Annotated in this window: 17 protein-coding genes and 1 pseudogene; 5 read left to right on the top strand and 13 right to left on the bottom strand. The window is 69.4% G+C overall.

Annotation, left to right across the window (positions count from 1 at the left end; translation table 11 throughout):
* The first annotated feature begins 373 nt into the window (after window positions 1-373).
* Window positions 374-1,324: a serine O-acetyltransferase EpsC gene (gene epsC, locus RN02_RS25970; RefSeq protein WP_009620203.1), complete on the top strand. Its 951-nt coding sequence runs from the start codon at window positions 374-376 to the stop codon at window positions 1,322-1,324.
* Between the two features lie 604 nt (window positions 1,325-1,928).
* Here the strand turns inward: epsC and RN02_RS25965 are convergent.
* A complete protein-coding gene (locus RN02_RS25965; RefSeq protein WP_043317952.1) occupies window positions 1,929-3,275 on the bottom strand; it encodes a chloride channel protein in 1,347 nt (448 codons plus the stop codon).
* 673 nt (window positions 3,276-3,948) lie between these two features.
* On the opposite strand from RN02_RS25965, the pseudogene RN02_RS25960 reads away from it, so the two are divergent.
* Window positions 3,949-4,290, top strand: a pseudogene (locus tag RN02_RS25960) (choline transporter); the annotation flags it as partial.
* A 40-nt stretch (window positions 4,291-4,330) separates the two neighbouring features.
* Here RN02_RS25960 and norR read toward each other — a convergent pair.
* Window positions 4,331-5,896 carry a nitric oxide reductase transcriptional regulator NorR gene (gene norR, locus RN02_RS25955; protein WP_052267880.1) on the bottom strand — a complete coding sequence of 522 codons (1,566 nt, stop codon included), beginning with the start codon at window positions 5,894-5,896 and terminating at the stop codon, window positions 4,331-4,333.
* 190 nt (window positions 5,897-6,086) lie between these two features.
* Here norR and RN02_RS25950 point away from each other — a divergent pair, with 190 nt between their 5' ends.
* Entirely contained in the window at window positions 6,087-8,366 is a 2,280-nt protein-coding gene (locus RN02_RS25950; RefSeq protein ID WP_043317946.1) for a nitric-oxide reductase large subunit, read from the top strand.
* A gap of 511 nt (window positions 8,367-8,877) precedes the next feature.
* Here RN02_RS25950 and RN02_RS25945 read toward each other — a convergent pair.
* The 11 genes from RN02_RS25945 to ccoN form a co-directional block, all read right to left on the bottom strand.
* Window positions 8,878-9,525: a response regulator gene (locus tag RN02_RS25945; protein ID WP_009620218.1), complete on the bottom strand. Its 648-nt coding sequence runs from the start codon at window positions 9,523-9,525 to the stop codon at window positions 8,878-8,880.
* 170 nt (window positions 9,526-9,695) lie between these two features.
* Window positions 9,696-10,736, bottom strand: a complete 1,041-nt coding sequence (locus RN02_RS25940; protein ID WP_043317944.1) for a protein-glutamate methylesterase/protein-glutamine glutaminase — start codon at window positions 10,734-10,736, stop codon at window positions 9,696-9,698.
* 13 nt (window positions 10,737-10,749) lie between these two features.
* Entirely contained in the window at window positions 10,750-11,559 is an 810-nt protein-coding gene (locus RN02_RS25935) for a CheR family methyltransferase (protein ID WP_043272606.1), read from the bottom strand.
* A complete protein-coding gene (locus RN02_RS25930) occupies window positions 11,559-12,056 on the bottom strand; it encodes a chemotaxis protein CheW (RefSeq protein ID WP_043317942.1) in 498 nt (165 codons plus the stop codon). Before RN02_RS25930 ends, RN02_RS25935 begins: the two co-directional genes overlap by 1 nt.
* A gap of 11 nt (window positions 12,057-12,067) precedes the next feature.
* A complete protein-coding gene (locus RN02_RS25925) occupies window positions 12,068-13,705 on the bottom strand; it encodes a methyl-accepting chemotaxis protein (RefSeq protein WP_043317940.1) in 1,638 nt (545 codons plus the stop codon).
* Window positions 13,689-15,929: a chemotaxis protein CheA gene (locus RN02_RS25920; RefSeq protein ID WP_043317937.1), complete on the bottom strand. Its 2,241-nt coding sequence runs from the start codon at window positions 15,927-15,929 to the stop codon at window positions 13,689-13,691. The genes RN02_RS25925 and RN02_RS25920 overlap by 17 nt, the downstream gene beginning before the upstream one ends.
* A 4-nt stretch (window positions 15,930-15,933) precedes the next feature.
* Window positions 15,934-16,266 carry an STAS domain-containing protein gene (locus RN02_RS25915; protein ID WP_009620231.1) on the bottom strand — a complete coding sequence of 111 codons (333 nt, stop codon included), beginning with the start codon at window positions 16,264-16,266 and terminating at the stop codon, window positions 15,934-15,936.
* Window position 16,267: 1 nt separating this feature from the next.
* Window positions 16,268-16,633, bottom strand: a complete 366-nt coding sequence (locus RN02_RS25910; protein WP_009620233.1) for a response regulator — start codon at window positions 16,631-16,633, stop codon at window positions 16,268-16,270.
* A gap of 17 nt (window positions 16,634-16,650) precedes the next feature.
* Entirely contained in the window at window positions 16,651-17,637 is a 987-nt protein-coding gene (locus tag RN02_RS25905; RefSeq protein ID WP_442965429.1) for a methyl-accepting chemotaxis protein, read from the bottom strand.
* Between the two features lie 583 nt (window positions 17,638-18,220).
* The gene (locus RN02_RS25900; RefSeq protein ID WP_051879175.1) at window positions 18,221-18,430 is read right to left on the bottom strand and encodes a hypothetical protein; all 210 of its coding nucleotides are present in this window, start codon (window positions 18,428-18,430) and stop codon (window positions 18,221-18,223) included.
* An 11-nt stretch (window positions 18,431-18,441) separates the two neighbouring features.
* Entirely contained in the window at window positions 18,442-19,878 is a 1,437-nt protein-coding gene (gene ccoN, locus RN02_RS25895; RefSeq protein ID WP_009620238.1) for a cytochrome-c oxidase, cbb3-type subunit I, read from the bottom strand.
* Between the two features lie 401 nt (window positions 19,879-20,279).
* On the opposite strand from ccoN, the gene RN02_RS25890 reads away from it, so the two are divergent.
* Together RN02_RS25890 and cfa are read left to right on the top strand one after the other, a co-directional pair.
* A complete protein-coding gene (locus RN02_RS25890; protein WP_043317933.1) occupies window positions 20,280-21,659 on the top strand; it encodes a nitronate monooxygenase in 1,380 nt (459 codons plus the stop codon).
* A 37-nt stretch (window positions 21,660-21,696) separates the two neighbouring features.
* Window positions 21,697-22,854, top strand: coding sequence for a cyclopropane fatty acyl phospholipid synthase (gene cfa, locus RN02_RS25885; RefSeq protein WP_043317931.1), 1,158 nt, complete (start codon window positions 21,697-21,699; stop codon window positions 22,852-22,854).
* The last annotated feature ends 366 nt before the right edge of the window (window positions 22,855-23,220 follow it).

Genomic DNA, 23,220 nt, shown 5'->3' with positions numbered 1-23,220 from the left:
GCGCGTGGTAGATGGCGGCCGGAAACGGCGGGGCCGCCGGGTTCTGGCAAGGCAGCGGCCCGTCAGCGGCCGGTCCTCCGGTGCTGCGTCCGTCTATCCTGCCAAGGTTCATGTTAGGTGAGAAATTGGTGGCATATAGCCATTATTTGACCAATGGCGTGCGACGGCTTGTCCGTTCGCGGTTTGCTCTGGCCCGCCGGTTGGCGAACCGGGCCTTCGTCGGGCCGGGACACTCGGTCGCCAGGCATGAGCTTAGAACCGCCAGCGATTTGTCGACGGGCCCGGGAAACCCCAGGATAGGCCGGTAATGGTGACGAAGGCTGCCCAGCCGGCCTACGCTTGAAAAGAACCACGGCATTGGAAGTATCGATACATGCACGAGATCGGCAAGCAGAACGAGAACGGCCCGGCAGGCTGGCAACTGGAGCGCATCGTCGAGGAACTGCGCGCGGCGCGCAGCGAATGGCGCAGCCGCAGCGGCCGGCCGCGGGAGCAGGGCGGGCGCGAGCTGCCTTCGCGGCGTTCCATCGAGGAGATCGTCGAGCGCCTGGCCAGCGCGCTCTTCCCCATGCGTCTGGGGCCCAACGACCTGCGCGACGAGAGCGAGGACTTCTTCGTCGGGCGCACCCTGGACAGCGCCCTCAATGCGCTGCTGATCCAGGCGCGCCTGGAGCTGCGCTACAGCGCGCGCCAGCGCGGCGAAGCGGAGGACGGCATCGAGGAGCGGGCGCTGGGGATCGTCCGTGACTTCGCCCTGGCCCTGCCGCTACTGCGCCAACTGCTGGACTCCGATGTGCTGGCCGCCTACCAGGGCGACCCGGCGGCGCGCAGCGTCGACGAGGTGCTGCTGTGCTATCCGGGGGTGCTGGCCATCATCCACCACCGCATGGCGCACCACCTGTACCGCGCCGGCCTGCCGCTGGTGGCGCGGATCATCTCCGAACTGGCGCACTCGGCCACCGGCATCGACATCCACCCCGGCGCGCAGATCGGCGGCAGCTTCTTCATCGACCACGGCACCGGCGTAGTGATCGGCGAGACGGCGATCATCGGCGAGCAGGTGCGCATCTACCAGGCGGTCACCCTGGGCGCCAAGCGCTTCACCGCCGACGAGACCGGCCAACTGCACAAGGGCCAGCCGCGCCACCCCATCGTCGAGGACGAAGTGGTGATCTACGCCGGCGCCACCATCCTGGGGCGCGTCACCATCGGCAAGGGCTCCACCATCGGCGGCAACGTCTGGCTGACGCGCAGCGTGCCGCCGGGCAGCCAGATCAGCCAGGCCAGCCTGCAGCAGCAGGCCAACGACGCGGGCCTGGACTAGGCGTAGGGCGGATAATCGCGGACGGAGTCCGCTCCTACGACCCTGCTTCCTGGAACCGTAGCGGACTCCGTCCGCGATCGGTCCGATCCGTTGCACCGAACTATGCAACTGCACGGCCCTCGTAGGATGGGTTGAGCTTGCGAAACCCATGCGGTTGCGGTGATGGGTATCGCTTCGCTCAACGCCATCCTACGAAAAGCCGTGCTTCCTGGAACCGTAGGAGCAACTGTCCTGTGCCGAGGTGCTCTTCGTAGGATGGGTTGAGCTTGCGAAACCCATGCGGTTGCGGTGATGGGTATCGCTTCGCTCAACGCCATCCTACGAAAAGCCGTGCTTCCTGGAATCGTAGGAGCAACTGTCTTGTGCCGAGGTGCTCTTCGTAGGATGGGTTGAGCTTGCGAAACCCATGCGGTCGTGGCGATGGGTATCGCTTCGCTCAACGCCATCCTACGAAAAGCCGTGCTTCCTGGAGCCGTAGGAGCAACTGTCTTGTGCCGAGGTGCTCTTCGTAGGATGGGTTGAGCTTGCGAAACCCATGCGGTTGCGCTGATGGGTATCGCTTCGCTCAACGCCATCCTACGAAAAGCGTCTTGGCGCGGCCTCGTCAGCGAGGCCCCTGCGCCGGCGCCAGCTTGTCCAGCACCTGCCGGGCCAGGGCGTGGTACAGCGAGACCGGGGCGATCCAGCCGGAAATGCTGGCGGCCATAACCGTGGCGGCCAGCATGGGGATGACCAGGTCGGGGCTGTGGGAGAGTTCCAGGACGATCACCGAGGCGGTCAGCGGCGAGCGGGTCACGCCGGCGAGGTAGGCGCCCATGCCCAGCAGCGCGCAGGTCTGCGGGTTGACGTCCGGCAGCAGCGCCAGCAGCGGGGCGAAGGCAGCGCCTATGCTCAGCGAGGGCGAGAACAGGCCGCCGGGGATGCCGGAGAGGTAGGACACCACGTTGGCCAGGAACTTCCATAGCACGAAGCCCTGGTCGGTCATCGGGTGGCCTTCGAGCAGGGCGCGGGTTTCCTCGTAGCCGGTGCCGAACACGTGGTTGCCCGAGGCCAGCCCCAGCAGCGCCAGCAGCAGGCCGCAGGCGGCGGCGAAGCGTACCGGCCAGCGCTCGCGCAGGCGGCACATGCGGCCCAGCCAGCCGGCCTGGGTGGGCAGCACCAGCTTGACGTAGAGCCCGCCCAGCAGGCCGCCGAGCAGGGCGCAGGCCGGCACTTCGCTCCAGCCCCAGCCGGCCGGCAGGCTGCCGCCGATTTCGCCGAAATAGGAGTAATGGCCCATCAGGCCGAGGGTGACGGCGCCGCCGATCAGCACCGCGGTCAGCACCAGGCCGCTGAAGCGCTGCTCGAAGGTGCGGCTGAGTTCCTCGATGGCGAACACGATGCCCGCCAGCGGGGTGTTGAAGGCCGCGGCGATGCCGGCCGCGCCGCCGGCGAGGATCAGCCCGGCGACGGTGCGCCGGCCATGCAGGCCCAGGCGCCGGCCGAAGGCGTAGATGACCGCGGCGCCGACGTGCACGGTGGGCCCTTCGCGGCCCACCGAGCCACCCACCAGCAGCGCGCCCAGGGTGAAGAGCATGCGCACGGCGGCCACCGGCAGCGCCAGCACCCGGGCGCGGAAGCGCCGCGAGGGCGACTCCAGCGCGGCGATCACCTGGGGAATGCCGCTGCCCTTGGCCTCGCCGAACCAGCGCTGGGTGATCCAGGCCAGCAGGGCGAAACCCGCTGGGGTGAGCAGCAGCGGCAGCCAGGGCGTGATGCCGAGCATGCGCTTGAACAGCGCGAAGGACTGGTCCGCCAGCCAGGCGAAGGCCAGCGCCACCAGGCCCACCAGCAGCGCACCGACCCAGAACGCCAGGCGCTGTCGCCATTCCAGCCAGCGTGGCCGTCGGAAGCGCCGGAGGCGGGCGGTGGGGGCGGGTTCTGCGTTGGCAGGGCTGGGCTGTTCGGACATCGACGGGGCCTGGATCGCGGGGCAAGGGCGGATTATGGCCGTCTTGCCATCGCCTTGCACTTCGCGTTCAGGTGTCTCCACGTTCTTCCGTGCAGGCGCTCGCCCTGCATGCGAATCATGGACGGAGACGCGATGTTATCCTGTAGGAGCAACTGTCTTGCCCACTGCGCCGGGGTGCTTGCTCCTACGAAAAGCCGTACTCGCCTGCAGCGCAGGAGCGGACTTTGTCCGCGATTGTGCCGGCAGGGTAGGCGATGGGTTTTGCAAATGTTCTGCCGGGACACATAGGTAACGCCTGGGACGTTATGCGCCCTACAGTTGGGCTGGCGAGCGGGCATAAGAATGCCCTCGTCCTTCCTGAACGACAGGCCCCCGCCAGGGCCTGGCCCAGGAGCCTGGCCGGGCCCGGCGGGGAGCGCTCGCCCGCAACGTGGCGGGCCAGTAGGTCATTGCATCGGAACACGAGAGCCGCCCGCCCGGAACCGGGTGGGCGACACCCCAGGTATAGCCGATGGCTGTGGCCGCTTCGCTGGCGAAGTGTGGCGCAGTCGAGGGTTTCGAGAGTTCGCTGCGCCGGGCCGACGACACGCGGCCAGTCGGCGGCGGCCATCGACACGATGTTGGCGTCGCCGTGCAGGCGCCGGTGCTCCGGGGGCGTCATGTCGAACCAGCGCTGGTGCGCCCGGCCTGCGAGCAGGTGGCCGACGAACTGCGCAAGCAGGGCTACGAGGTGGCGGTGGAGGAGCGCGACGACGGCCGCGTGAGCCTGGCGCTGGACCATGCCGGCGAAGGCCGCTTCCTCTACGAGGTGCGCCCGCGGGCCTTCGCCTCGCCCAGTTTCGTGGTGCAGGACAGCGACGAGGGCAACGACGCCCGCAAGTATTTCCGCGCCGAGGTGCACCTGCGCGAGGGCGGACAGGACTACGACATCATGGGCTGGAGCCGCGAGGACGTGATCGGCGACATCCTCGACCAGTACCAGCGCCACCTGCACTACCTGCACATGGTGCGCTGAAGCCTCCGGCGCGAGCAGCCCGCGGGGCGCTTCGCCGCGCTCAGCGCAGGTCCAGGCGGCGCGCCAGCTTGCGCAGGTTGCTCGGGTCCATCTTCAGCGCGCGGGCCGCCGCCGCCCACTTGCCGCCATGGCGCTGCAGCGCGCGTTGCAGCAGGCGGCGCTGGTAGTCGTCGACCACTTCCTGCAGGGAGCGGGCGTCCTCGGCCGAGGGGGCGGGTATTTCGACGGCATCCTCGGCCGCCGGCAGCTCCAGGCCGAGCCCTGCCGCGTCGATGCTCAGCAGTTCGCGCCGCGAGGCCGCCTGGCTCAGGGTCTTGAGCGCCGCGCGGCTGATGAGATGTTCCAGCTCGCGCACGTTCCCCGGCCAGGCGTAGTCCAGCAGGGCCTGCTCGGCATCCGGCGTCAGGCGCAGGCAGCGTAGGCCCAGGCGGGTGCGGTTGAGTTCGAGGAAGTGTCCGGCCAGCACCAGCACGTCCTGGCCGCGCTCGCGCAACGGCGGGATGTGCACCGGGTACACCGATAGCCGGTGATAGAGGTCGGCGCGGAAGCGCCCGCCGCGCACCTCGTCGGCCAGGTGGCGGTTGGTGGCGGCGATGATGCGCACGTCGACGTGCTTGGGCCGGTCGGCCCCCAGGCGCTGGATCTCGCCGCCCTGCAGGGCGCGCAGCAGCTTGGCCTGGATCGACAGCGGCAGCTCGCCGATCTCGTCGAGGAACAGGGTGCCGCCGTTGGCCGCCTCGAAGCGCCCCTGGCGGTCCTGGGCGGCGCCGGAGAAGGCGCCGCGCACGTGGCCGAACAGCTCGCTTTCGGCGAGGGTTTCCGGCAGCGCCGCGCAGTTCACGTAGACCAGCGGCTTGCGCGAACGCGGCGAGCTGGCGTGCAGGGCGCGGGCGAACAGCTCCTTGCCGACGCCGGTCTCGCCCTGCAGCAGCACCGGCAACTCGGAGTCGGCGACTATCTTCAGTTCGTCCAGCAACTGGTGCAGCACCGGGCTTTCGCCGAGGATGCCGGCGCCGGGTTCCAGGGCCGGCTCGGCCAGAACGCTGCGGGTCAGGCGCAGGCGGCGCACCTCGCTTTCCAGGCGGCCGACGCGCACGGCGGCCTCGATCAGCGGCGCGTAGTGCTCCAGGCGCCGGACCAGCGCCGGCGAGAAGCTGCCGGGGCGCAGGGCGTCCAGGGTCAGCGCGCCCCAGGCGCGGCCTTCCAGGTAGAGGCTCATGCCCATGCAGTCGTGTACCGGCAGGGGCTTGTCGGGGCTGTCCTGGAGCAGGCCGTCGTAGGGATCGGGCAGCTCGCTGTCGGCGCTGAACTGCAGCGGCTCGCGCTGCGCAAGGATGTGCGCCAGGCGCGGGTGGCTGGCCACGGCGAAACGCCGGCCGAGCACTTCGCGGTCCAGGCCCACGGCGGCCTGGGGCTGGAGGCTGTCGCCATCGAGCTGCAGCAGCACCACGGCGCTGCAGGCGAACTCGTCGCGCAAAGCCACCACCAGCCGCTGCAGGCGCTCGGCGGTGGGCAGGTCGTCGGCCAGGTCCGCCAGGAGCCTGTCCAACAATGAGGTATTTTTTACCTTTGCGAGGTCATTTGAACCCGTTCCGGGTGCGGTCATTTCGACTCGTGAGTTTCGCAAGTTATTGATCCTGGGAGGTTTATGGGATGGCACACAGCTTGCGATAGCGCAAGCAGTGCCTGACCAAGGAGCCATCCCATGCACGTCCCGCTCAGCAACATCCCAGGCCGCCGCGCCTACGTCAAATCCGCCAGCCCCATTCGCCCGGTCGCCGGGGAGGAGCGCCATCATGGGTGAATACCGCAAGTTGTGGTGGGCGCTGATCGCCGTGCTCGGCGTGACCTTCTGCATACTCGGCTGGTTCGGCCGCGAGGTCTACCGCCAGGCGCCGCCGATCCCCGCGCAGGTGCGCAGCGAGACCGGCGAAACCCTGTTCACCGGCACCGAGATCCTCGACGGCCAGACCGCCTGGCAGAGCGTGGGCGGGATGCAGCTCGGCTCCATCTGGGGCCACGGCGCCTACCAGGCCCCGGACTGGACCGCGGACTGGCTGCACCGCGAGCTGAGCGCCTGGCTCGACATCGGCGCCCACGAGCAGTACGGCAAGGCCTTCGGCGAACTGGACGGCGACCAGCAGGCCGTGCTGCTCGCCCGCCTGAAGCGCGAGTACCGTGGCAACCGCGCCGAGGATGGCGTGCTGACCTTGAGCGCTCGCCGCGTCGAGGCCATCCGCCACACCGCCGACTATTACGTCGCGCTGTTCGGCGACGACCCGGCGCTGCAGCACAGCCGCAAGAGCTTCGCCATGAAGGAGGGCACCCTGCCTGACCTGGCGCGGCGCCAGGAGCTGACGCACTTCTTCTTCTGGACCGCCTGGGCCGCCGCCACCGAGCGCCCGGGGTCGGCCGCCACCTACACCAACAACTGGCCCCACGAGCCGCTGATCGGCAACCAGCCGACCGCCGAGAACGTCATGTGGTCCATCGTCAGCGTGGTGCTGCTGATCGCCGGGGTGGGCTTCCTGGTGTGGGCCTGGGCCTTCCTGCGCGGGCATGAGGAGGCGGAACCGGAGCCGCCGCTGCAGGACCCGCTCAGCCTGGTGGCGCTCACCCCGTCGCAGCGGGCGCTGGGCAAGTACCTGCTGCTGGTGGTCGGGCTGTTCGGCTTCCAGGTGCTGCTGGGCGGCGCCACCGCGCACTACACGGTGGAAGGGCAGGACTTCTACGGCATCCCGTTGTCGCAGTGGTTCCCCTATTCGCTGCTGCGCACCTGGCACATCCAGAGCGCGCTGTTCTGGATCGCCACGGGCTTTCTCGCCGCGGGGCTGTTCCTGGCGCCCGTCATCAACGGCGGCAAGGACCCGAAACACCAGAAGCTCGGCGTCGACGTGCTGTTCTGGGCACTGGTCGTGGTGGTGGTCGGCTCGTTCATCGGCAACTACCTGGCCATCGCCCAGCTGATGCCGCCGCAGTGGAACTTCTGGCTGGGCCACCAGGGCTACGAATACGTCGACCTAGGGCGCCTGTGGCAGATCGGCAAGTTCCTCGGCATCGCCTTCTGGCTGCTGCTGATGCTGCGCGGCATCCTGCCGGCCTTCGCCAAGCCGGGCGACAAGAACCTGCTGGCGCTGCTGTCGGCCTCGGTGATCGCCATCGGCCTGTTCTACGGCGCCGGCCTGGCCTACGGCGAGCGCACCAACCTGTCGGTGATGGAGTACTGGCGCTGGTGGGTGGTGCACCTGTGGGTAGAGGGCTTCTTCGAAGTCTTCGCCACCACCGCGCTGGCCTTCATCTTCTCCAACATGGGCCTGGTCTCCGGCCGCGCCGCCACCACCGCCAGCCTGGCCTCGGCCTCGCTGTTCATGCTCGGCGGCGTGCCCGGCACCTTCCACCACCTGTACTTCGCCGGCACCACCACGCCGGTGATGGCGGTGGGCGCCACCTTCAGCGCCCTGGAAGTGGTGCCGCTGGTGGTGCTGGGCTACGAGGCCTGGGAGAACTGGCGCCTGAAGAACCGTGCCGCCTGGATGCAGCGGGTGAAATGGCCGCTGGCCTGTTTCGTCGCCGTGGCCTTCTGGAACATGCTCGGCGCCGGGGTGTTCGGCTTCATGATCAACCCGCCGGTGGCGCTCTACTACATCCAGGGCCTGAACACCACCCCGACCCACGCCCATGCCGCGCTGTTCGGCGTCTACGGCTTCCTCGCCCTGGGCTTCACCCTGCTGGTGCTGCGCTACATCCGCCCGCAGCTGCACTTCAACGAAAGGCTGATGAAGACCGCCTTCTGGTGCCTCAACGGCGGCCTGGTGCTGATGCTCGCCACCAGCCTGCTGCCCATCGGCATCATCCAGTTCCACGCCAGCGCCAGCGTCGGCCTCTGGTACGCCCGCAGCGAGGAGTTCATGCAGCAACCGCTGCTGCAGACCCTGCGCTGGGTACGCACCTTCGGTGACCTGGTGTTCATCGTCGGGGCCCTGTCGATGGCCTGGCAGGTGGTGACCGGCGTGCTTTCCCCGAGCAGCAAGCCCGTGAAAGTCTTCGCGGAAGGAGGTGTGCAGGAACAGGTCTGACGATTCGATAGGAACAAGCGTTGGTAACGCACGCGGCCCGCCAGGGAGGTGGGCCGCGTGCGTTTTTGCATGTGCGGCGGAGTCCGCCTACGTGGCAGGCGAGCATTCCGGTGCGGCCGGCAATGCACCGTACCCCCTTGTAGGAGCGCGCCCTGCGCGCGATTCACGGGCAGGGCCCGCTTACAGGTCGATGCCGAACAGTTTTCGTAGGATGGGTTGAGCTTGCGATACCCATGCGGTCGCGGTGATGGGTATCGCTTCGCTCGACCCATCCTACGGGACTACGAAGAGCATTCCGGCGCGGCCTGCAACGCATAGCACCCCTTTGTAGGAGCGCGCCCTGCGCGCGATTCGCGGGCATGGTCCGCTTACAGGTCGATGCCGAACAGTTTTCGTAGGATGGGTTGAGCTTGCGATACCCATGCGGTCGCGGTGATGGGTATCGCTTCGCTCGACCCATCCTACGGGACTGCGCCTAGACGCTTTTCATAGGCTGGGCTGGCGGCCCCGGTCAGTCATTGGGGTCGATCAGCCCCTGGCGCACCGCGTAGAGCACCAGGTTGGGCACGTCGTGGATGCGCAGGCGGCGCATGATCTGGGCGCGGTGGGCTTCCACCGTCTTCACGCTCAGGCCCAGGCCGGTGGCGATGGCGCGGGTGGAGGCGCCGCGGCTGATCAGGCGGAGGATCTCGATCTGCCGCTGGGTCAGCTCGGGGTCGTTGGCCGCCGGCTTCTGCCGGGCCAGGGCCTGGGCGATGACCGGGGCGGCGATGGCCGAACTCAGGTAGCGCTGGCCGCGGCCCACGGCGCGCAGGGCCATGTGCAGTTCGTTGAGGGCGGCGTCCTTGAGCAGGTAGCCCTGGGCGCCGCGCTCCAGGGCCGCGAGCACCACCTCGGCGTCGGTGTGCATCGACAGCATCAGCACCCGCGAGGCCGGCGCCACGCTGCCCAGTTCGCACAGGGCGTCCAGGCCGCTGGAGCCTTCCATGGTGACGTCCAGCAGGATGATGTCCGGGCGCAGGGCACGGGCCAGTTCCACCGTCTGGCGGCCGTTCTCCGCTTCGCCGATGATCTCGTAGCCCTCCAGGCTGGCCACCATGGCGCGCACGCCGAAGCGGATCAGCGCATGGTCGTCGGCCAGCAGCAGGCGGCAGCTCATGGCCGTACGACCTGCCCCCGGGCGTTCGCCGGGCCCCGGGCAGTCGACCGTTGTGGGTTCATTGCGACAAGCTCCTGTATCCATGTTCCATGGCCGCGCGTGACGGCCTTCGCTTCAGGACAGAGCCTTTTTTCCGGCCAAGGTTCGGCTCTTGCGCGCGGGCGGCGCGCTTATTCGTCACCACCCGCGAACTGAAGGATAGCCCGTGGCAGGTTGGCCAGCCGCTCGCTGGCCTGGGCGGCGCCCAGCCGCAGCGCTTCGCGCGGCATGCCGAACACCACGCAGCTGGCCTCGTCCTGGGCCAGGGTGCGCGCGCCGGCCTCGCGCATGCTCAGCAGGCCGCGGGCGCCGTCGTCGCCCATGCCGGTCATGATCACCCCCAGGGCGTCGGGCCCGGCGTGCCGCGCCACCGAACGGAACAGCACGTCCACCGAGGGCTTGTGGCGGTTGACCGGCGGGCCGTCGAGCACTTCGACCAGGTAGTGCGCGCCGCTGCGCCTGAGCTGCATGTGCAAGCCGCCCGGCGCTACCAGGGCCAGGCCCGGACGCAGGCGGTCCAGGTGGCGCGCCTCGCGTACTTCGATGCGGCACAGGCCGTCCAGGCGCTGGGCGAAGGCGGCGGTGAACTTCTCCGGCATGTGCTGGACGATGACGATGCCCGGGCAGTCCTCCGGCAACTGGCGCAGCACCTGCTCCAGCGCCTGGGTGCCGCCGGTGGAGGTACCCAGGGCGACGATGCGCTCGCCGGCGAACCGGCCGCTGCGGGCGGCTGGCGGTACGGCCGTGGCCGGCGTGCGCGGCGGCGTGGCCCGCGGGTGGCTGCGGGCGGCCGCCTCGATCTGCCGGATGAGTTCGCCGGCCAGTTGCTGCAGGCTTTCGCGCAGGCCCACGCTGGCCTTGGCGAAGACGCCCACGGCGCCGGCCGCCAGGGCCTCCAGGGTGACGGCCGCGCCGGCCTGGGTGAGGGTGGAGCAGATGATCGCCGGCGTCGGCCGCTCGGCCATGATCCGGCGCAGGAAGGTGATACCGTCCATGCGCGGCATCTCCACGTCCAGCACCAGCACGTCCGGCCATTGCTGGCGCATCTTCTCCAGGGCGAACAGCGGGTCGGCCGCCTGGCCGATGACCTGGATGCCCGGGTGCCCGCCCAGGCAGGCGGTGAGCACCTGGCGCACCAACGCCGAGTCGTCGACGATGAAGACCTTGATCACGCCCGTGCTCCTCTCATCGCGTGCGTTCGAAGACCGACGGGCACAGCGTGCGCACCGGCAGGCCCAGGCCGTGCAGGCTCTCGGCGTGGCCGATGAACAGCAGCCCGCCCGTCACCAGGCGCTGCAGCAGCCGGGCGAGCATGCCGCGCTTTTCCTCGGCGCCGAAGTAGATCAGCACGTTGCGCAGGAAGATGACCTCGAAGGGGCCGACGTCCGCCGGCAGTTCGCGGGCCAGGTTCAGTTCGGCGAAGGCCACCCGCTCGCGCAGGTGCGCGCCGATGCGGAAGTTGCCGGCGCTTTCGCCGATGCCGCGCTGGCAGTGGCGTTCCAGCCAGCCCCGCGGCAGGTGGGCCGCCTGTTCCATCGGGTAGATGGCGCGCCGGGCCTTCTCCAGCACCCGCAGGCTGAGGTCGGTGGCCAGGATGGACCAGTCCGCCGCGCCGCGCTCGGCCAGGGTCATGGCCATGCTGAAGGCTTCCTGCCCCGAGGAGGCGGCGGCGCTCCACAGCCGCAGCGGCCGGCGCCGGCGCGCGGCCCAGTCGCCGAGCACCTCGAAGTGCTGCGGCTCGCGGAAGAAGAAGGTCTCGTTGGTGGTGAGCAGGTCCACCACCAGGCGCCGCTCGGCGGCCTCGGCCGGCTGCGCCAGCAGGCGCAGGTAGGCGCCGTAGTCGGGCTGCCCGCGCGCGCGCAGGCGGCACATCAGGCGGCCGGCCATCAGGGTACGTTTCTGTTCGCCCATGCGGATGCCCGAGGCCTGCTGCATCAGGCGCTGCAGGCGGCGGAAGTCCTCGTCGCCCAGGCGCGGCAGGTTGCGCGTGGGCATCAGCCGGCCTGCGCGGCCAGGCCGAGCTGGCGGATGTCGTCCAGCGACAGCGCGCGGCGCACGTCGAGGACGATGGTGAAGCCCGCCTCGTCGCGGGCCATGCCGGCGATGAACTCGGTGCGGATGCCGGCGCCGAAGGGCGGCGCCGGCTCGATGCTGGCGGCCTCGATGTCCAGCACCGCGTCCACGGCGTCCACCACCAGCCCGGTGCGCTGCTGGCTGTCGCCCAGCTCGAGTTCGATGATGACGATGCAGGTGCGCTTGTCCGGCACGCTCAGCGGCATGCCGAAGCGGGCGGCCAGGTCCAGCACCGGCACCACGTTGCCGCGCAGGTTGATCACGCCGTGGATGAAGCCGGGCATCATCGGCACCGCGGTGACCTGGCCGTATTCGATGATCTCGCGCACCAGTTCGATGGGCAGCGCGTAGCGCGCCTGGCGCACGCGGAACGACAGGTGCTGTACCGCGCCGGGCGCCGTGCTCTGCAGGTTGTCCATGCTCGCTTTCCTCAGTCGAAGCTGACGAACTGGCCTTCGTCCACCCGCGCGGCGGCCGCCTTGCGCATCGGTCGATGGGGTTCGCGCGGGGTGCCGGCGACGCTGCCGCGGTAGGGCGCGTGGGCGCGGGCCTGCTCGTCGAAGCGGAAGTAGCCGATCAGTTCCAGCAACTGGCTGGCCTGGGCGTTCATTTCCTCGGCGGTGGCGGCCAGCTCCTCGGAGGCCGAGGCGTTCTGCTGGGTGATCTGGTTCATCTGGCCCATGGCGATGTTGATCTGCCCGGCGGCGGCGCTCTGCTCCTGGGATGCGGCAGTGATTTCCTGGACCAGGTCGGAGGTCTTCTGGATGTTGGGCACTATCTCGTCGAGCAGGTGGCCGGCCTGTTCGGCCAGTTGCACGCTGCTGCCGGCCACGCCGCCGATCTCCTGCGCGGCCACCTGGCTGCGCTCGGCCAGCTTGCGCACCTCGGCGGCCACCACCGCGAAGCCCTTGCCATGGTCGCCGGCGCGGGCCGCCTCGATGGCGGCGTTGAGGGCCAGCAGGTTGGTCTGGTAGGCGATGTCGTCGATGATGCCGATCTTGTCGGCGATCTGCTTCATGGCCTGGACCATCTCGCGCACCGCGCGGCCGCCGTCCACCGCGTCGCTGGCGGCCTTGCCGGCGATGCCGTCGGTGACCTGGGCGCTCTCGGTGTTCTGCGCGATGGAGGCGGACATCTGTTCCACCGAGGCGGTGGTTTCCTCGACGCTGGCGGCCTGCTCGGTGGCCGCCTGGCTGAGGGACTGGGAGGTGGCGCTGACTTCCTCGGAGGCCGAGGAGAGGGCGTCGGCGGCGCCGCGCACGTCGCCCATGACGTTGCGCAGGCGCTCGGCCAGGTGGCCCATGGAGCCCAGCAGGCGGCCGGTCTCGTCCGCGCTGTCGACCTCCACGCGCACGCCCAGGTCGCCCTCGGCGAGGCTGTTGGCCACGCCCATGGCGCGGTTGAGCGGGCGCACGATGCTGCGCGTGACCAGGATGCCGATGGCGAAGCCCAGGCCGGCGGCGACCAGCACCAGCACGATCATCTGCAGGCGCGAGGCGAGGTAGATGTCGGTGATGCTGTCGTTGGCCTGGCGGGCGCGGAGTTTCTTCTGCTCCACCAGCGCGCTCATGTTGTCGTCGGCGGCGTTGCTCAGCTGGCGCAGCTTCGGCAGCAGGGCGCTGGCCTCGCTGCCTTCGTCGAGGCGGCCGCTGGCCTTGTTCAGGTCGAGGATGTGCAGGGCGGTCTTCTCATACTCCGCCAGTTGCTGGTCCAGCTGCGCCAGGCGCGCCTTGGCTTCGTCGCTGACGAAGCTGGCGCGGGCCGCCTCCAGGTTGTCGTGCAGGGTCTTGATGGCCTGGGGCACCTGGGCCATGGTCGCGTCGCGCTCCTCGACGCTGGCGGCCAGCAGCGAGCTGCGCAGGTGGCGGCCGATGTACACCAGGTTGAGGTTGGCCACCTGCATGGCGTCGAGGGCGAGCATCTCGCGGTTGTACATCTGGTCGGAGAGGTCGTTGACCTTGCTCAGGTTGAAGATGCCCAGCGCGCCCACCGCGGTGGTCAGGGCCACCACCAGGGAGAAGCCGGCGATCAGGCGGATGCCGATCCGGAGGTTACGGATGAATTTCATGGGGTGTCTCCTGCGCACCGGCGGCTTGCGGGTGCCTGTGGCTCTGTTGTGGATCGCTGTCCACGGGGTGGTGCGTCGGCTGTTCGTCGAGGCTGGCGAAAAGCGTGGCGATATCGAGGATCAGGGCGACCTGGCCGGAGCCGAGGATGGTCGAGCCGGCGATGCCCTGCAGGTGCTGGAACAGCGGGCCGAGCGGCTTGATCACCGTCTGCAGCTCGCCGTGCAGGTGGTCGACCACGAGCCCGGCCTGCTGCCGGCCGTGGCTGACCACCACTATGTTGCGGCGCCCGCCGCGGCTGCCCGGCAGGCCGAAGTGCGCGGCCAGGTCGATGCACGGCAGCGGCCGGCCGCGCAGGTCGATGTAGCCGCAGGCGCCGTCGCCGGCGTGGGGCGGCAGCTCCATGCATTCGGTGATCAGGCCCAGCGGCACCACGAACTGTTCGTCGCCCAGGCTCACCTGGAAGCCGTCGATGATCGCCAGGGTCAGCGGCAGGCGGATGCGGAAGGTGCTGCCCTGGCCTGCGCGCGAGTCGATCTCGATGCTGCCGCGCAGCGCTTCGATGGCGCTGCGCACCACGTCCATGCCCACGCCGCGGCCGGACAGGTCCGAGACGCTGTCGGCGGTGGAGAAGCCGGCGGCAAAGATCAGCCGCTGCAGCTCCTGCTCGCTCAGGGTGGCGCCGGCCTCGATCAGGCCCCGCTCGATGGCCTTGGCGCGGATGCGCCGGGTGTCCAGGCCGCGCCCGTCGTCGCTGACTTCGATGACCACCGTGCCCGACTCGTGGAAGGCGTTCAGGCGCAGCAGGCCCTCGGGCGCCTTGCCCGCCTCGATGCGCTGCCCGGCCGGCTCGATGCCGTGGTCCATGGCGTTGCGCACCAGGTGGGTGAGCGGGTCGGCCAGCTTGTCGATCACCGACTTGTCCAGCTCGGTGTCGGCGCCGTGGATCTCCAGGCGGATGCGCTTGTCCAGTTGCTGGCTGACGTCGCGCACCACGCGGTGGAAGCGCGAGAAGGTCTCGCCGATCTCGACCATGCGCAGCTTCAGCGCTGCCTCGCGGATCAGCTCCACGTGGCGGTTGACCGTCTGCGCGCTTTCGCTGCTGGCGCTGTCGCCGCTGGCGCGGGCGTGCAGCTGGGCGGCGGCCGCGCTGATCACCAGTTCGCCCACCAGGTTGATCAGCTCGTCGAGCTTGTGCGCGGCGACGCGGATCAGGCTGCTTTCCGGGGCGCGCTCGCGGGCCTTCTGCTGTTGCGCCAGGGCGGCGTTCACCGCCTGCGCCGGCACCAGCCCCTGGTCCACCAGCACGCTGCCCAGGGCGGGCTTGAGCGCGTCGCTGTGCTGCGCCTGCAACGCCAGGCCGCGGGCCAGGTCCTGTTCGTCGAGCAGGCCGCTGGCGACCAGGATGGCGCCGATGCGCTCGTCGCTTTCCGGCAGCTCGCGCATCAGCGCCAGGTAGTCGTCCACCTGGCTGCCCGGCGGCAGGAGGCGCAGGCTGCAGAAATCGCGGATGAATTCGAAGGCTTCCTCGATGGCGGCGCGTTCCGCCGAGGTGCACAGGGCGATCTCCAGGCCCAGGTAGCAGTGCTCGGCGTCGAGTTCTTCCAGCGCCGGCACGGCGTCGTCGATCAGGTGCAGGCAGAGCACTTCGCCCAGGCGGCCGAGGTAGCGCACGAAGGTGGCGGGGTCGAAGCCGTTGCGCAGCAGCTCGCCGTCGAAGCGCAGCGAGATGTGCCAGGCGCCTTGCGCCTCGCAACTGGCGCAGGCGTCCAGGCGGCCGCGGGCCGGGCAGTCGATGGCTTGCGTGGGGATCAGTTCCGGCTCGCTGCCGGTCAGCGCGGCCAGGGCGTCTAGCAGTTCGCGCTGGTGCGCCGCATCTACCGGCAGCTCGCCGCTGGCCGGGTCGATCAGCGCGACCATCGAGGTGATCTCGTCCAGGCAGCGCAGCATCAGCGAGACCAGCTCGGCGGTCAGTACGCGCTCACCGTCGCGCACGGCCATCAGCAGGTTTTCCAGGTGGTGGGTGAAGTTCACCAGCGGCAGCAGCGAGAACAGTCCGGCCGAGCCCTTGAGGGTGTGCATGGCGCGGAACAGGCGGGTGATGGCCTCGCCGTCGGCCGGGTTGCGCTCCAGTTCCAGCAGGCATTCCTCGGCCTGCCGGGCCAGGTCGCGGGCTTCTTCGATGAAGCCGCGCAGCAGTTCGCTCCATTGTTCGCCGTCGAGCATGGCATCAGGCCTCGGGCTGGGCCGCTGCGGCGGCATAGGGCAGGGCGGCGTGCAGCCGCAACAGGTCGACCAGTTCGCGCACCGCCTCGCTGGGCGCGTGCAGCGCCAGTACGGCGCCGTGGCGCTGCAGTTGCGTGCGCAGCGCCAGCAGCAGTTGCACGCCGGCGGTGTCGATCTCGTCGAGGCGGGACAGGTCCAGCGGCCATTGCCCGGCCACTTCCAGGCGGGCGCCGGCGACCGCCTCGCGCAGGGCGGCGCAGGCCTGGCCCACCTCGTAGATGGTCAGGCTGCCGGCTAGCGCCAGGGGGCGGCCGGGCTCGTCGCAAAGGTGCAGCATCTCAGCCCACCAGCCGGTCCACGGCGGCCAGCAGCTGGGCCGGCTGGAACGGTTTGACGATCCAGGCGCGGGCGCCGGCGGCCTGGCCTTCGGCCTTCTTGCCCTGTTCGCTTTCGGTGGTGAGCATGACGATGGGCGTAAAGCGGTACTCGGGACGCGCCTTCAGCGCCTTGACCAGGCCGATGCCGTCGAGGTTGGGCATGTTCAGGTCGCTGATGACCAGGTGCACCTTCTGGCCGCCGAGCTTGGCCAGGGCGTCGCGGCCGTCGACGGCCTCGATGACCTGGTGGCCGGCGCCGGCGAGGGTCATCTTGACCAGTTGGCGCATGGACGTGGAGTCGTCGACGATGAGAATGGTCTTGGCCATGTTGGGCTCCGGGGCGATCAGAAGAAGGTGACGTCCGAGGCGGCGCCGCGGCTCGCCGGGCGGGCGCTGCGTTCCTCGTCGGTGGTGAACTGGCGGCGCATCTCGCCGAGCCAGCGTTGCGGCTGGGCGAGGGCGGCATCGCGGCTGGCGACGGCCTGGTGCAGGCGGCCGATGTCGCCCTGCAGGTGGTCGAGGATCTGGTCGCTGCGGTCCTGGAACTGCAGGCCGACGATGATTTCCTGGATGTCCGCCTGGGTGACGCGGGTGTCGTGCTGCAGCTCGCCGGCGCTGGCGCTGAGCGCTTCGAGGTTGCGCGAGAGGTTCCGCAGGATGTCGGCGGCGACGCCGTCCAGGTAGTCGAGGTTGTCTTCCTCGCGGCTGGACAGCTCCTGCGCCGCGGTGACGGTGGCGTGGATGGCCTGGTTGATCTCGCCGACCTTCTCGACCATGCGCTGGCCGGTCTCGGCCGAGAGCCTGGACAGCTTGCGCACCTCGTCGGCCACCACCGAGAAGCCGCGCCCGTACTCCCCGGCGCGGGCGGCCTCGATGGCGGCGTTGAGGGCCAGCAGGTTGGTCTGGCTGGCGATGTCCTGCACGTGCTTGGACATGCCCTGCAGCTCGCTGGCGTAGCCGCTGAGGTTGCCGATGGTGGCCAGCAGCTCGTTCTTGCGCACGCTGGCGGCGTGGAAGGCCTCGGTGACTTCGTGCAGGCGCTGCTGGGCCTGGCGCAGGTCGTGGCTCAGGCCTTCGCCGCCGGTGACGCTCTCGGAGCGGGCCAGTGTCTGCTGCAGGCGCTCGGCCAGGGCGGCGAAGCGCGCGAACAGCTCGCCGACGTTGCCGGCCAGCAGCTTGCGCACCTGCTCCAGGTTCTGCTGCCAGGCCGGCAGCACGGCGTGCAGCAGGGGCTGGCAATCGACGGCGGCAGGGGCCTCGGCGGCCGGCGCGGGAAGCTCGACCGGCAGTTGTGCGCGGGGGCGCAGGACGATGCCCGCGGCGCCGGCCATGGCCAGCCCGGCCGCGGCCAGCCACGGCTGGGCGAAACCCAGGCCGGCGAGGCCCAGGGCGATTCCTGTCCAGAAGATCGAATAGGCGAACACGGCGGCGCTCACGCAGTGGGGGATATGGCTGCGAACGATAGGGCTGGCGCGGTGGCGCGAAAATCGGGGAAACCCCTACGGGCCCCTAGGGGGAGGTGAGGGCGGGGCGTAGGGGGCCATTTCAAGAGCCCCTCACCCTAACCCTCTCCCGCAAGCGGGAGAGGGGACCGTTGGGCAGGAACGGGCATTACGGCGTCAGCCGGCGGCTCCAGCGTTGCCGACTGGCATCGAATCCTCTCCCGGCACGGACTGGCCCCCTTCAGGATGGGAGTCTCAGCCACGTAGGGCGAATAACCGTTCGCGGTTATCCGCCGTTTGACCATGGCCGAATCCCCCTCGGAGGTGAGCTGGAAACGCCACCCCGCATCGCCGGAAAACGCCAACGCATCATGTGCCACGAAAAAAAGGGCCCACCTCACGGAACAACGAGGTGGGCCCCGAAAAGTGCCAGACAGGCACGCGGGAGGGATCCGTCCCTGGATCGGGTAAATCAGGCCCGCAGGCGGCACTCGCGGCGCGGGTCGAACAGGCGCTCGCAGTGCTGGCCGGTGGCGGCGCTCATCCGCGCGGCGGCCTCGGGGTCGTCGGCGAAGGGCAGCAGCGCCGCCTGCTGCAGGTCGTGGCGGCTGGCGCGGCGCAGGTGCAGGCAGGGGGCGACGGCCACGACCAGCAGCGTGGCCAGGGCGAGCAGCAGTTGCATGGCGGGGTTCCTCAGGCGGCGCTGGCGATGGGCATGCGGTCGATGCGCTGGCCGGCGCGCACGGTCAGCCAGGTGTTGCCGGCCATCAGGAACATGCCGCTGGCGAACAGGGCGCCGCCGAACAGCCGCACCATGTAGCCGGGGTGGCTGGCCTGCAGGGCTTCGACGAAGGAGTAGGTGAGGGTGCCGTCGGCGTTGACCGCGCGCCACATCAGGCCCTGGGTGATGCCGTTGACCCACATCGAGGCGATGTAGAGCACGGTGCCGATGGTGGCCAGCCAGAAGTGCGCATTGATCAGCCCGACGCTGTACATCCGCTCGCGGCCGTAGAGCTTGGGGATCATGTGGTACAGCGCGCCGATGGAGATCATCGCTACCCAGCCCAGCGCCCCGGCGTGCACGTGGCCGATGGTCCAGTCGGTGTAGTGGGACAGCGAGTTCACCGTCTTGATGGCCATCATCGGGCCTTCGAAGGTGGACATACCGTAGAACGCCAGGGACACCACCAGGAAGCGCAGGATCGGGTCGGTGCGCAGCTTATGCCAGGCGCCGGAGAGGGTCATCATGCCGTTGATCATGCCGCCCCAGCTCGGGGCCAGGAGGATCAGCGACATCACCATGCCCAGGGACTGCGCCCAGTCGGGCAGGGCGGTGTAGTGCAGGTGGTGCGGGCCGGCCCAGATGTACAGGGTGATGATCGCCCAGAAATGCACGATGGATAGGCGGTAGGAGTACACCGGCCGCTCGGCCTGGCGCGGCACGTAGTAGTACATCATGCCGAGGAAGCCCACCGAGAGGATGAAACCGACCACGCTGTGGCCGTACCACCATTGGATCATGGCGTCGGTGGCGCCGGAGTAGATCGGGTAGGACTTCAGCAGGCTGACCGGGCGCGCCAGGTGGTTGACCACGTGGACCATGCCGGTGACCACGATGAAGGCGCCGTAGAACCAGTTGCCCACATAGATGTGCTGCACCTTGCGGCGGGCGATGGTGCCGAAGAACAGGTAGGCGTAGGCGATCCACACCACGGTGACCCAGAGCGCGATGGGCCACTCCATCTCGGCGTATTCCTTAGAGGTGGTGATGCCCAGCGGGTAGCTCGCCAGCATCGCCAGGATGCTCGCCTGCCAGCCCCAGAACACGAAGTTGGCCAGGCTGTCGGAGACCAGGCGCACCCGGCAGGTGCGCTGCACTACGTAGAAGGAGGTGGCGAACAGCGCGCTGCCGCCGAAGGCGAAGATCACCAGGTTGGTGTGGATCGGGCGGATGCGCCCGAAGCTGGTCCAGGGCAGGCCGAGGTTGAGTTCCGGCCACACCAACTGGGCGGCGATCACCACGCCCATGCTCATGCCCAGCACGCCCCAGAACAGGGTGGTGAGGGTGAAACGGCGGACGATCTCGTAGTTATAGGTGTCGTTCTTGTCGAGGGCTTGCACGCTGGCCATCTTGGGTTCCGTCGAAATGCGCGGTGACTGGCTGCTCCCCCCACTGCACGGGGAACGTGGCAGCGGGTGCAAGACCCTGGTCGGAGTGGGGGGCCAGAACCTTTGCAGGGAGCCGATACAGTCTGCGGAACGTCAAGGCATGCAACAAATTAATAATAATGAAGGCTGAATAAACTTATTTTGATATGAACGCTGCGACCGTCGCCCGCGCGACCCTTTGCCGCAGGCGGGCATGGGCAAGGAAAGCGTGGCTTGCAGGGGGTAGATCCGGTTTTTCGAATACGGCTTACATATTCATTTTAATGAACTAATCGGCCATTAAATTTCATTTAAATTCAGTTAAGCCCAAGGCCTACCATTGTCCTGTCGCCGCTCTGCCTTGCGGCTTCAGGAGTACCGCCATGCCTCATCCCGCGCTGAACACCCCCCTGGTCGAACTCTTGGGTTGCCGGGTGCCCATCCTCTGCGCCGGCATGGGCGGCGTGGCACGCCACGAACTGGTCGCGGCGGTGAGCAACGCCGGCGGCTTCGGCTGCCTGGGCATGGTGCGCGAGCCGGTGGCGCTGATCCGCCGCGAGGTGGCGGCCTACCGCGAGCTCAGCCACGAACCCTTCGCCGTCAACCTGATCCCCGCGGCCACTCCCGCCGAACTGCTGGAGGCGCAGGTGGCTGTCTGCCTGGAGCTGCGGGTGCCGGCGGTGGCGCTGTTCTGGGACGTGCGGGCCGACGTGGTCCGCCGCTTCAAGGACGCCGGCATGCTGGTGCTGCACCAGGTGGGCCACCGCGCCGATGCCGAGGCCGCGCTGCGCGCCGGGGTGGACGTGCTGATCGCCCAGGGCGTGGAAGCCGGCGGGCACGTGCGCGGCCAGGTTTCCACCTTCGCGCTGGTGCCGGAGCTGGTGGCCCTGGGCGAGGTGCCGGTGGTGGCCTGCGGCGGCATCGCCAGCGGCGCCGCCATCGCCGCGGCGCTGGCCCTGGGCGCCCAGGGCGTGGCCTGCGGCTCGGCCTTCCTCGCCACCGACGAATCCTACGCCCACGACTACCACAAGCGCTGCCTGGTCGAGGCCGAGGCGGAGCAGACGCTGCTGACCGAGGCCTTCTTCCGCAACTGGCCGATGCCGGCGCCGGTGCGCGTGCTGCCCAATGCGGTGACCCGCGGCGACTACGCGAACCTGCACGAGCGCCGCGAGACGCCGGTTATCGGCGAGCAGGACGGCGGCCCCATCTACCTGTTCTCCACCGACTCGCCGTTGCGCGGCGCCTATGGCCGCCTGGAGGACATGCCGATCTACGCCGGCCAGTCCTGCGCCCAACTGCACGACATCCGCCCGGCCGCCGAGCGCCTGGCGCAGCTGGTGGCGGAGGCCGATGCCAGCCTGGCGCGCCTGCAGGGCGGCGATGAAGACGCCGACCTCGTCGACTGGCTGCAGGAACTGCTGAGCGCCGAGCGCGCCGGCGCCCGGGTGATGCTCGACAGCGCCCGGCAGACCGAGGATCCACGACTTCTGGAGCGCCTGCACGCGCTGCACCAGGGCGAGGCGGAAAGCTGCCGCCGCCTGCGCCGCAGCCTGCAGCGCCTGGGCGCCGAGCCCGGACGCGAACTCGGCGCCTTCCATGCCAAGGCCATGGCCATCGAGGAGATGGCCGAGCGCCTGCGCTTCGTCGCCCGCGGCCAGCGCTGGGTGGCGCGGCGCCTCGCCCAGCGCCTGCCGCGCATTCGCCAGGCCTGGCTGCGCGAGGAACTGCGCGCGGTTCTGCGCCTGCACCGCGACGACGCCTGAGCGCCAACGGATATCTAGAAAACACAAGGGAAACACCATGCCTTCCGAGCTCTCCACCTCCCGCCCGACCCCGGCGGCTGCCGACAGCCGCGCCCAGCGTTTCGCCCGCTCGCTACTCGAGCAGGCCGGCCTGGGCCTGGACGGCCACCAGCCCTGGGACATGCGCCTGAACCACCCCGGCGTGCCGCAACGCGCCCTGGCCCAGGGCAACCTCGGCCTCGGCGAGGCCTACATGGACGGCGACTGGGACTGCGACCAACTCGACGAGTTCTTCGCCCGCCTGCTGCGCAGCGGGGTGGTCGACCAGGTCAGCCCGGCCTCGCTGATCTTCCACGCCCTGCAGGCGCGCCTGTGCAATCTGCAGACGGCGAACCGCGCCTGGGCGGTGGGCGAGCGCCACTACGACCTGGGCAACGACTTCTACGCCGCCATGCTCGACCCGCGCATGACCTACACCTGCGGCTACTGGAAGGACGCCGAGGACCTGGCCCAGGCCCAGGAGGCCAAGCTCGACCTGGTGTGCCGCAAGCTCGACCTGCGCCCGGGCATGCGCTTGCTGGACATCGGCTGCGGCTGGGGCAGCTTCATGGCCTTCGCCGCCGAGCGCTACGGCGTGGAATGCGTGGGCGTGACCATCTCCCGCGAGCAGTGCGAATGGGCGCGCAAGCGCTACGCCGGGCTGCCGCTGGAGTTCCGCCTGCTGGACTACCGCGACCTCGACGAGCGCTTCGAACGCATCGTCAGCATCGGCATGTTCGAGCACGTCGGGCGCAAGAACCACCGCACCTTCATGGAGGTCGCCTCGCGCTGCCTGGACGACGACGGCCTGTTCCTGCTGCACACCATCGGCAAGAACCAGCGCCGCAGCGTGCCGGACCGCTGGATCGACAAATACATCTTCCCCAACGGCGACCTGCCCTCCATCGGCCAGATCGGCGACGCCGCCGACGGCCTGCTGGTGGTGGAAGACCTGCACAACTTCGGCGCCGACTACGACCGCACGCTGATGGCCTGGGCGCGCAACTTCGAGGCCAGCTGGCCGCGCTTCGCCGAGGAGCTGGGCGAGCGCTTCTACCGCATGTGGCGCTACTACCTGCTGTCCTGCGCGGGGGCCTTCCGGGCGAGGGACATCCAGCTGTGGCAGTGGGTGCTGTCGCGGCGCGGGGTCTTGGGTGGGTACCGGCGGGTGAGCTGAAGGGGCTCCCCGGGGCTTCGGTGCCAAGGCTGAGAGCACCCTCTCCCTAACCCTCGGCTGCGCGCCCCGCCCTGAAGGGAGAGGGGACCGTTCGGTGTGCTCGGATGTTGTGGCGTTAGCCGGCAAGCACGAAAGTATCCGGCGTAGGCCATTCTTCCCGCAGGCACGGCCAAGCCCCCTCTCCCTTCAGGGAGAGGGCGGGGGGAGAGGGTTGCGGACCTTCACCCAACACCACACCCTACCGGAAAAAACCACCGTCATTCCCCCAGCAGCCCCCCGACCCTGGTTTAGAATGCCGCCACCCGCCCCCAGCCCCGCCCCACAGCATGGACATCGACCTCACCCGCACCTTCCTGGAAATCGCCC

Origin of the sequence: Pseudomonas sp. PI1 (assembly GCF_000812405.1) — a bacterium.
GTDB classification, from domain to species: domain Bacteria; phylum Pseudomonadota; class Gammaproteobacteria; order Pseudomonadales; family Pseudomonadaceae; genus Pseudomonas; species Pseudomonas citronellolis.
The sequence above is the reverse complement of the archived record's forward strand: the minus strand, read 5'-3'. Positions and strand labels throughout refer to the sequence as shown.

Bases quoted from the DNA above. Each gene is read 5' to 3' on its own strand.
- RN02_RS25910 (WP_009620233.1), bottom strand. From the start codon at position 16,633: ATGGCCAAGACCATTCTCATCGTCGACGACTCCACGTCCATGCGCCAA.
- RN02_RS25915 (WP_009620231.1), bottom strand. From the start codon at position 16,266: ATGCTGCACCTTTGCGACGAGCCCGGCCGCCCCCTGGCGCTAGCCGGC.
- RN02_RS25950 (WP_043317946.1), top strand. From the start codon at position 6,087: ATGGGTGAATACCGCAAGTTGTGGTGGGCGCTGATCGCCGTGCTCGGC.
- RN02_RS25905 (WP_442965429.1), bottom strand. From the start codon at position 17,637: ATGGCCGGCGCCGCGGGCATCGTCCTGCGCCCCCGCGCACAACTGCCG.
- RN02_RS25965 (WP_043317952.1), bottom strand. From the start codon at position 3,275: ATGTCCGAACAGCCCAGCCCTGCCAACGCAGAACCCGCCCCCACCGCC.
- norR (WP_052267880.1), bottom strand. From the start codon at position 5,896: ATGACCGCACCCGGAACGGGTTCAAATGACCTCGCAAAGGTAAAAAAT.
- RN02_RS25900 (WP_051879175.1), bottom strand. From the start codon at position 18,430: ATGCAACTGCTGCTCGCCCTGGCCACGCTGCTGGTCGTGGCCGTCGCC.
- RN02_RS25890 (WP_043317933.1), top strand. From the start codon at position 20,280: ATGCCTCATCCCGCGCTGAACACCCCCCTGGTCGAACTCTTGGGTTGC.
- ccoN (WP_009620238.1), bottom strand. From the start codon at position 19,878: ATGGCCAGCGTGCAAGCCCTCGACAAGAACGACACCTATAACTACGAG.
- RN02_RS25930 (WP_043317942.1), bottom strand. From the start codon at position 12,056: ATGGACAACCTGCAGAGCACGGCGCCCGGCGCGGTACAGCACCTGTCG.
- cfa (WP_043317931.1), top strand. From the start codon at position 21,697: ATGCCTTCCGAGCTCTCCACCTCCCGCCCGACCCCGGCGGCTGCCGAC.
- RN02_RS25925 (WP_043317940.1), bottom strand. From the start codon at position 13,705: ATGAAATTCATCCGTAACCTCCGGATCGGCATCCGCCTGATCGCCGGC.
- epsC (WP_009620203.1), top strand. From the start codon at position 374: ATGCACGAGATCGGCAAGCAGAACGAGAACGGCCCGGCAGGCTGGCAA.
- RN02_RS25935 (WP_043272606.1), bottom strand. From the start codon at position 11,559: ATGCCCACGCGCAACCTGCCGCGCCTGGGCGACGAGGACTTCCGCCGC.
- RN02_RS25920 (WP_043317937.1), bottom strand. From the start codon at position 15,929: ATGCTCGACGGCGAACAATGGAGCGAACTGCTGCGCGGCTTCATCGAA.
- RN02_RS25945 (WP_009620218.1), bottom strand. From the start codon at position 9,525: ATGAGCTGCCGCCTGCTGCTGGCCGACGACCATGCGCTGATCCGCTTC.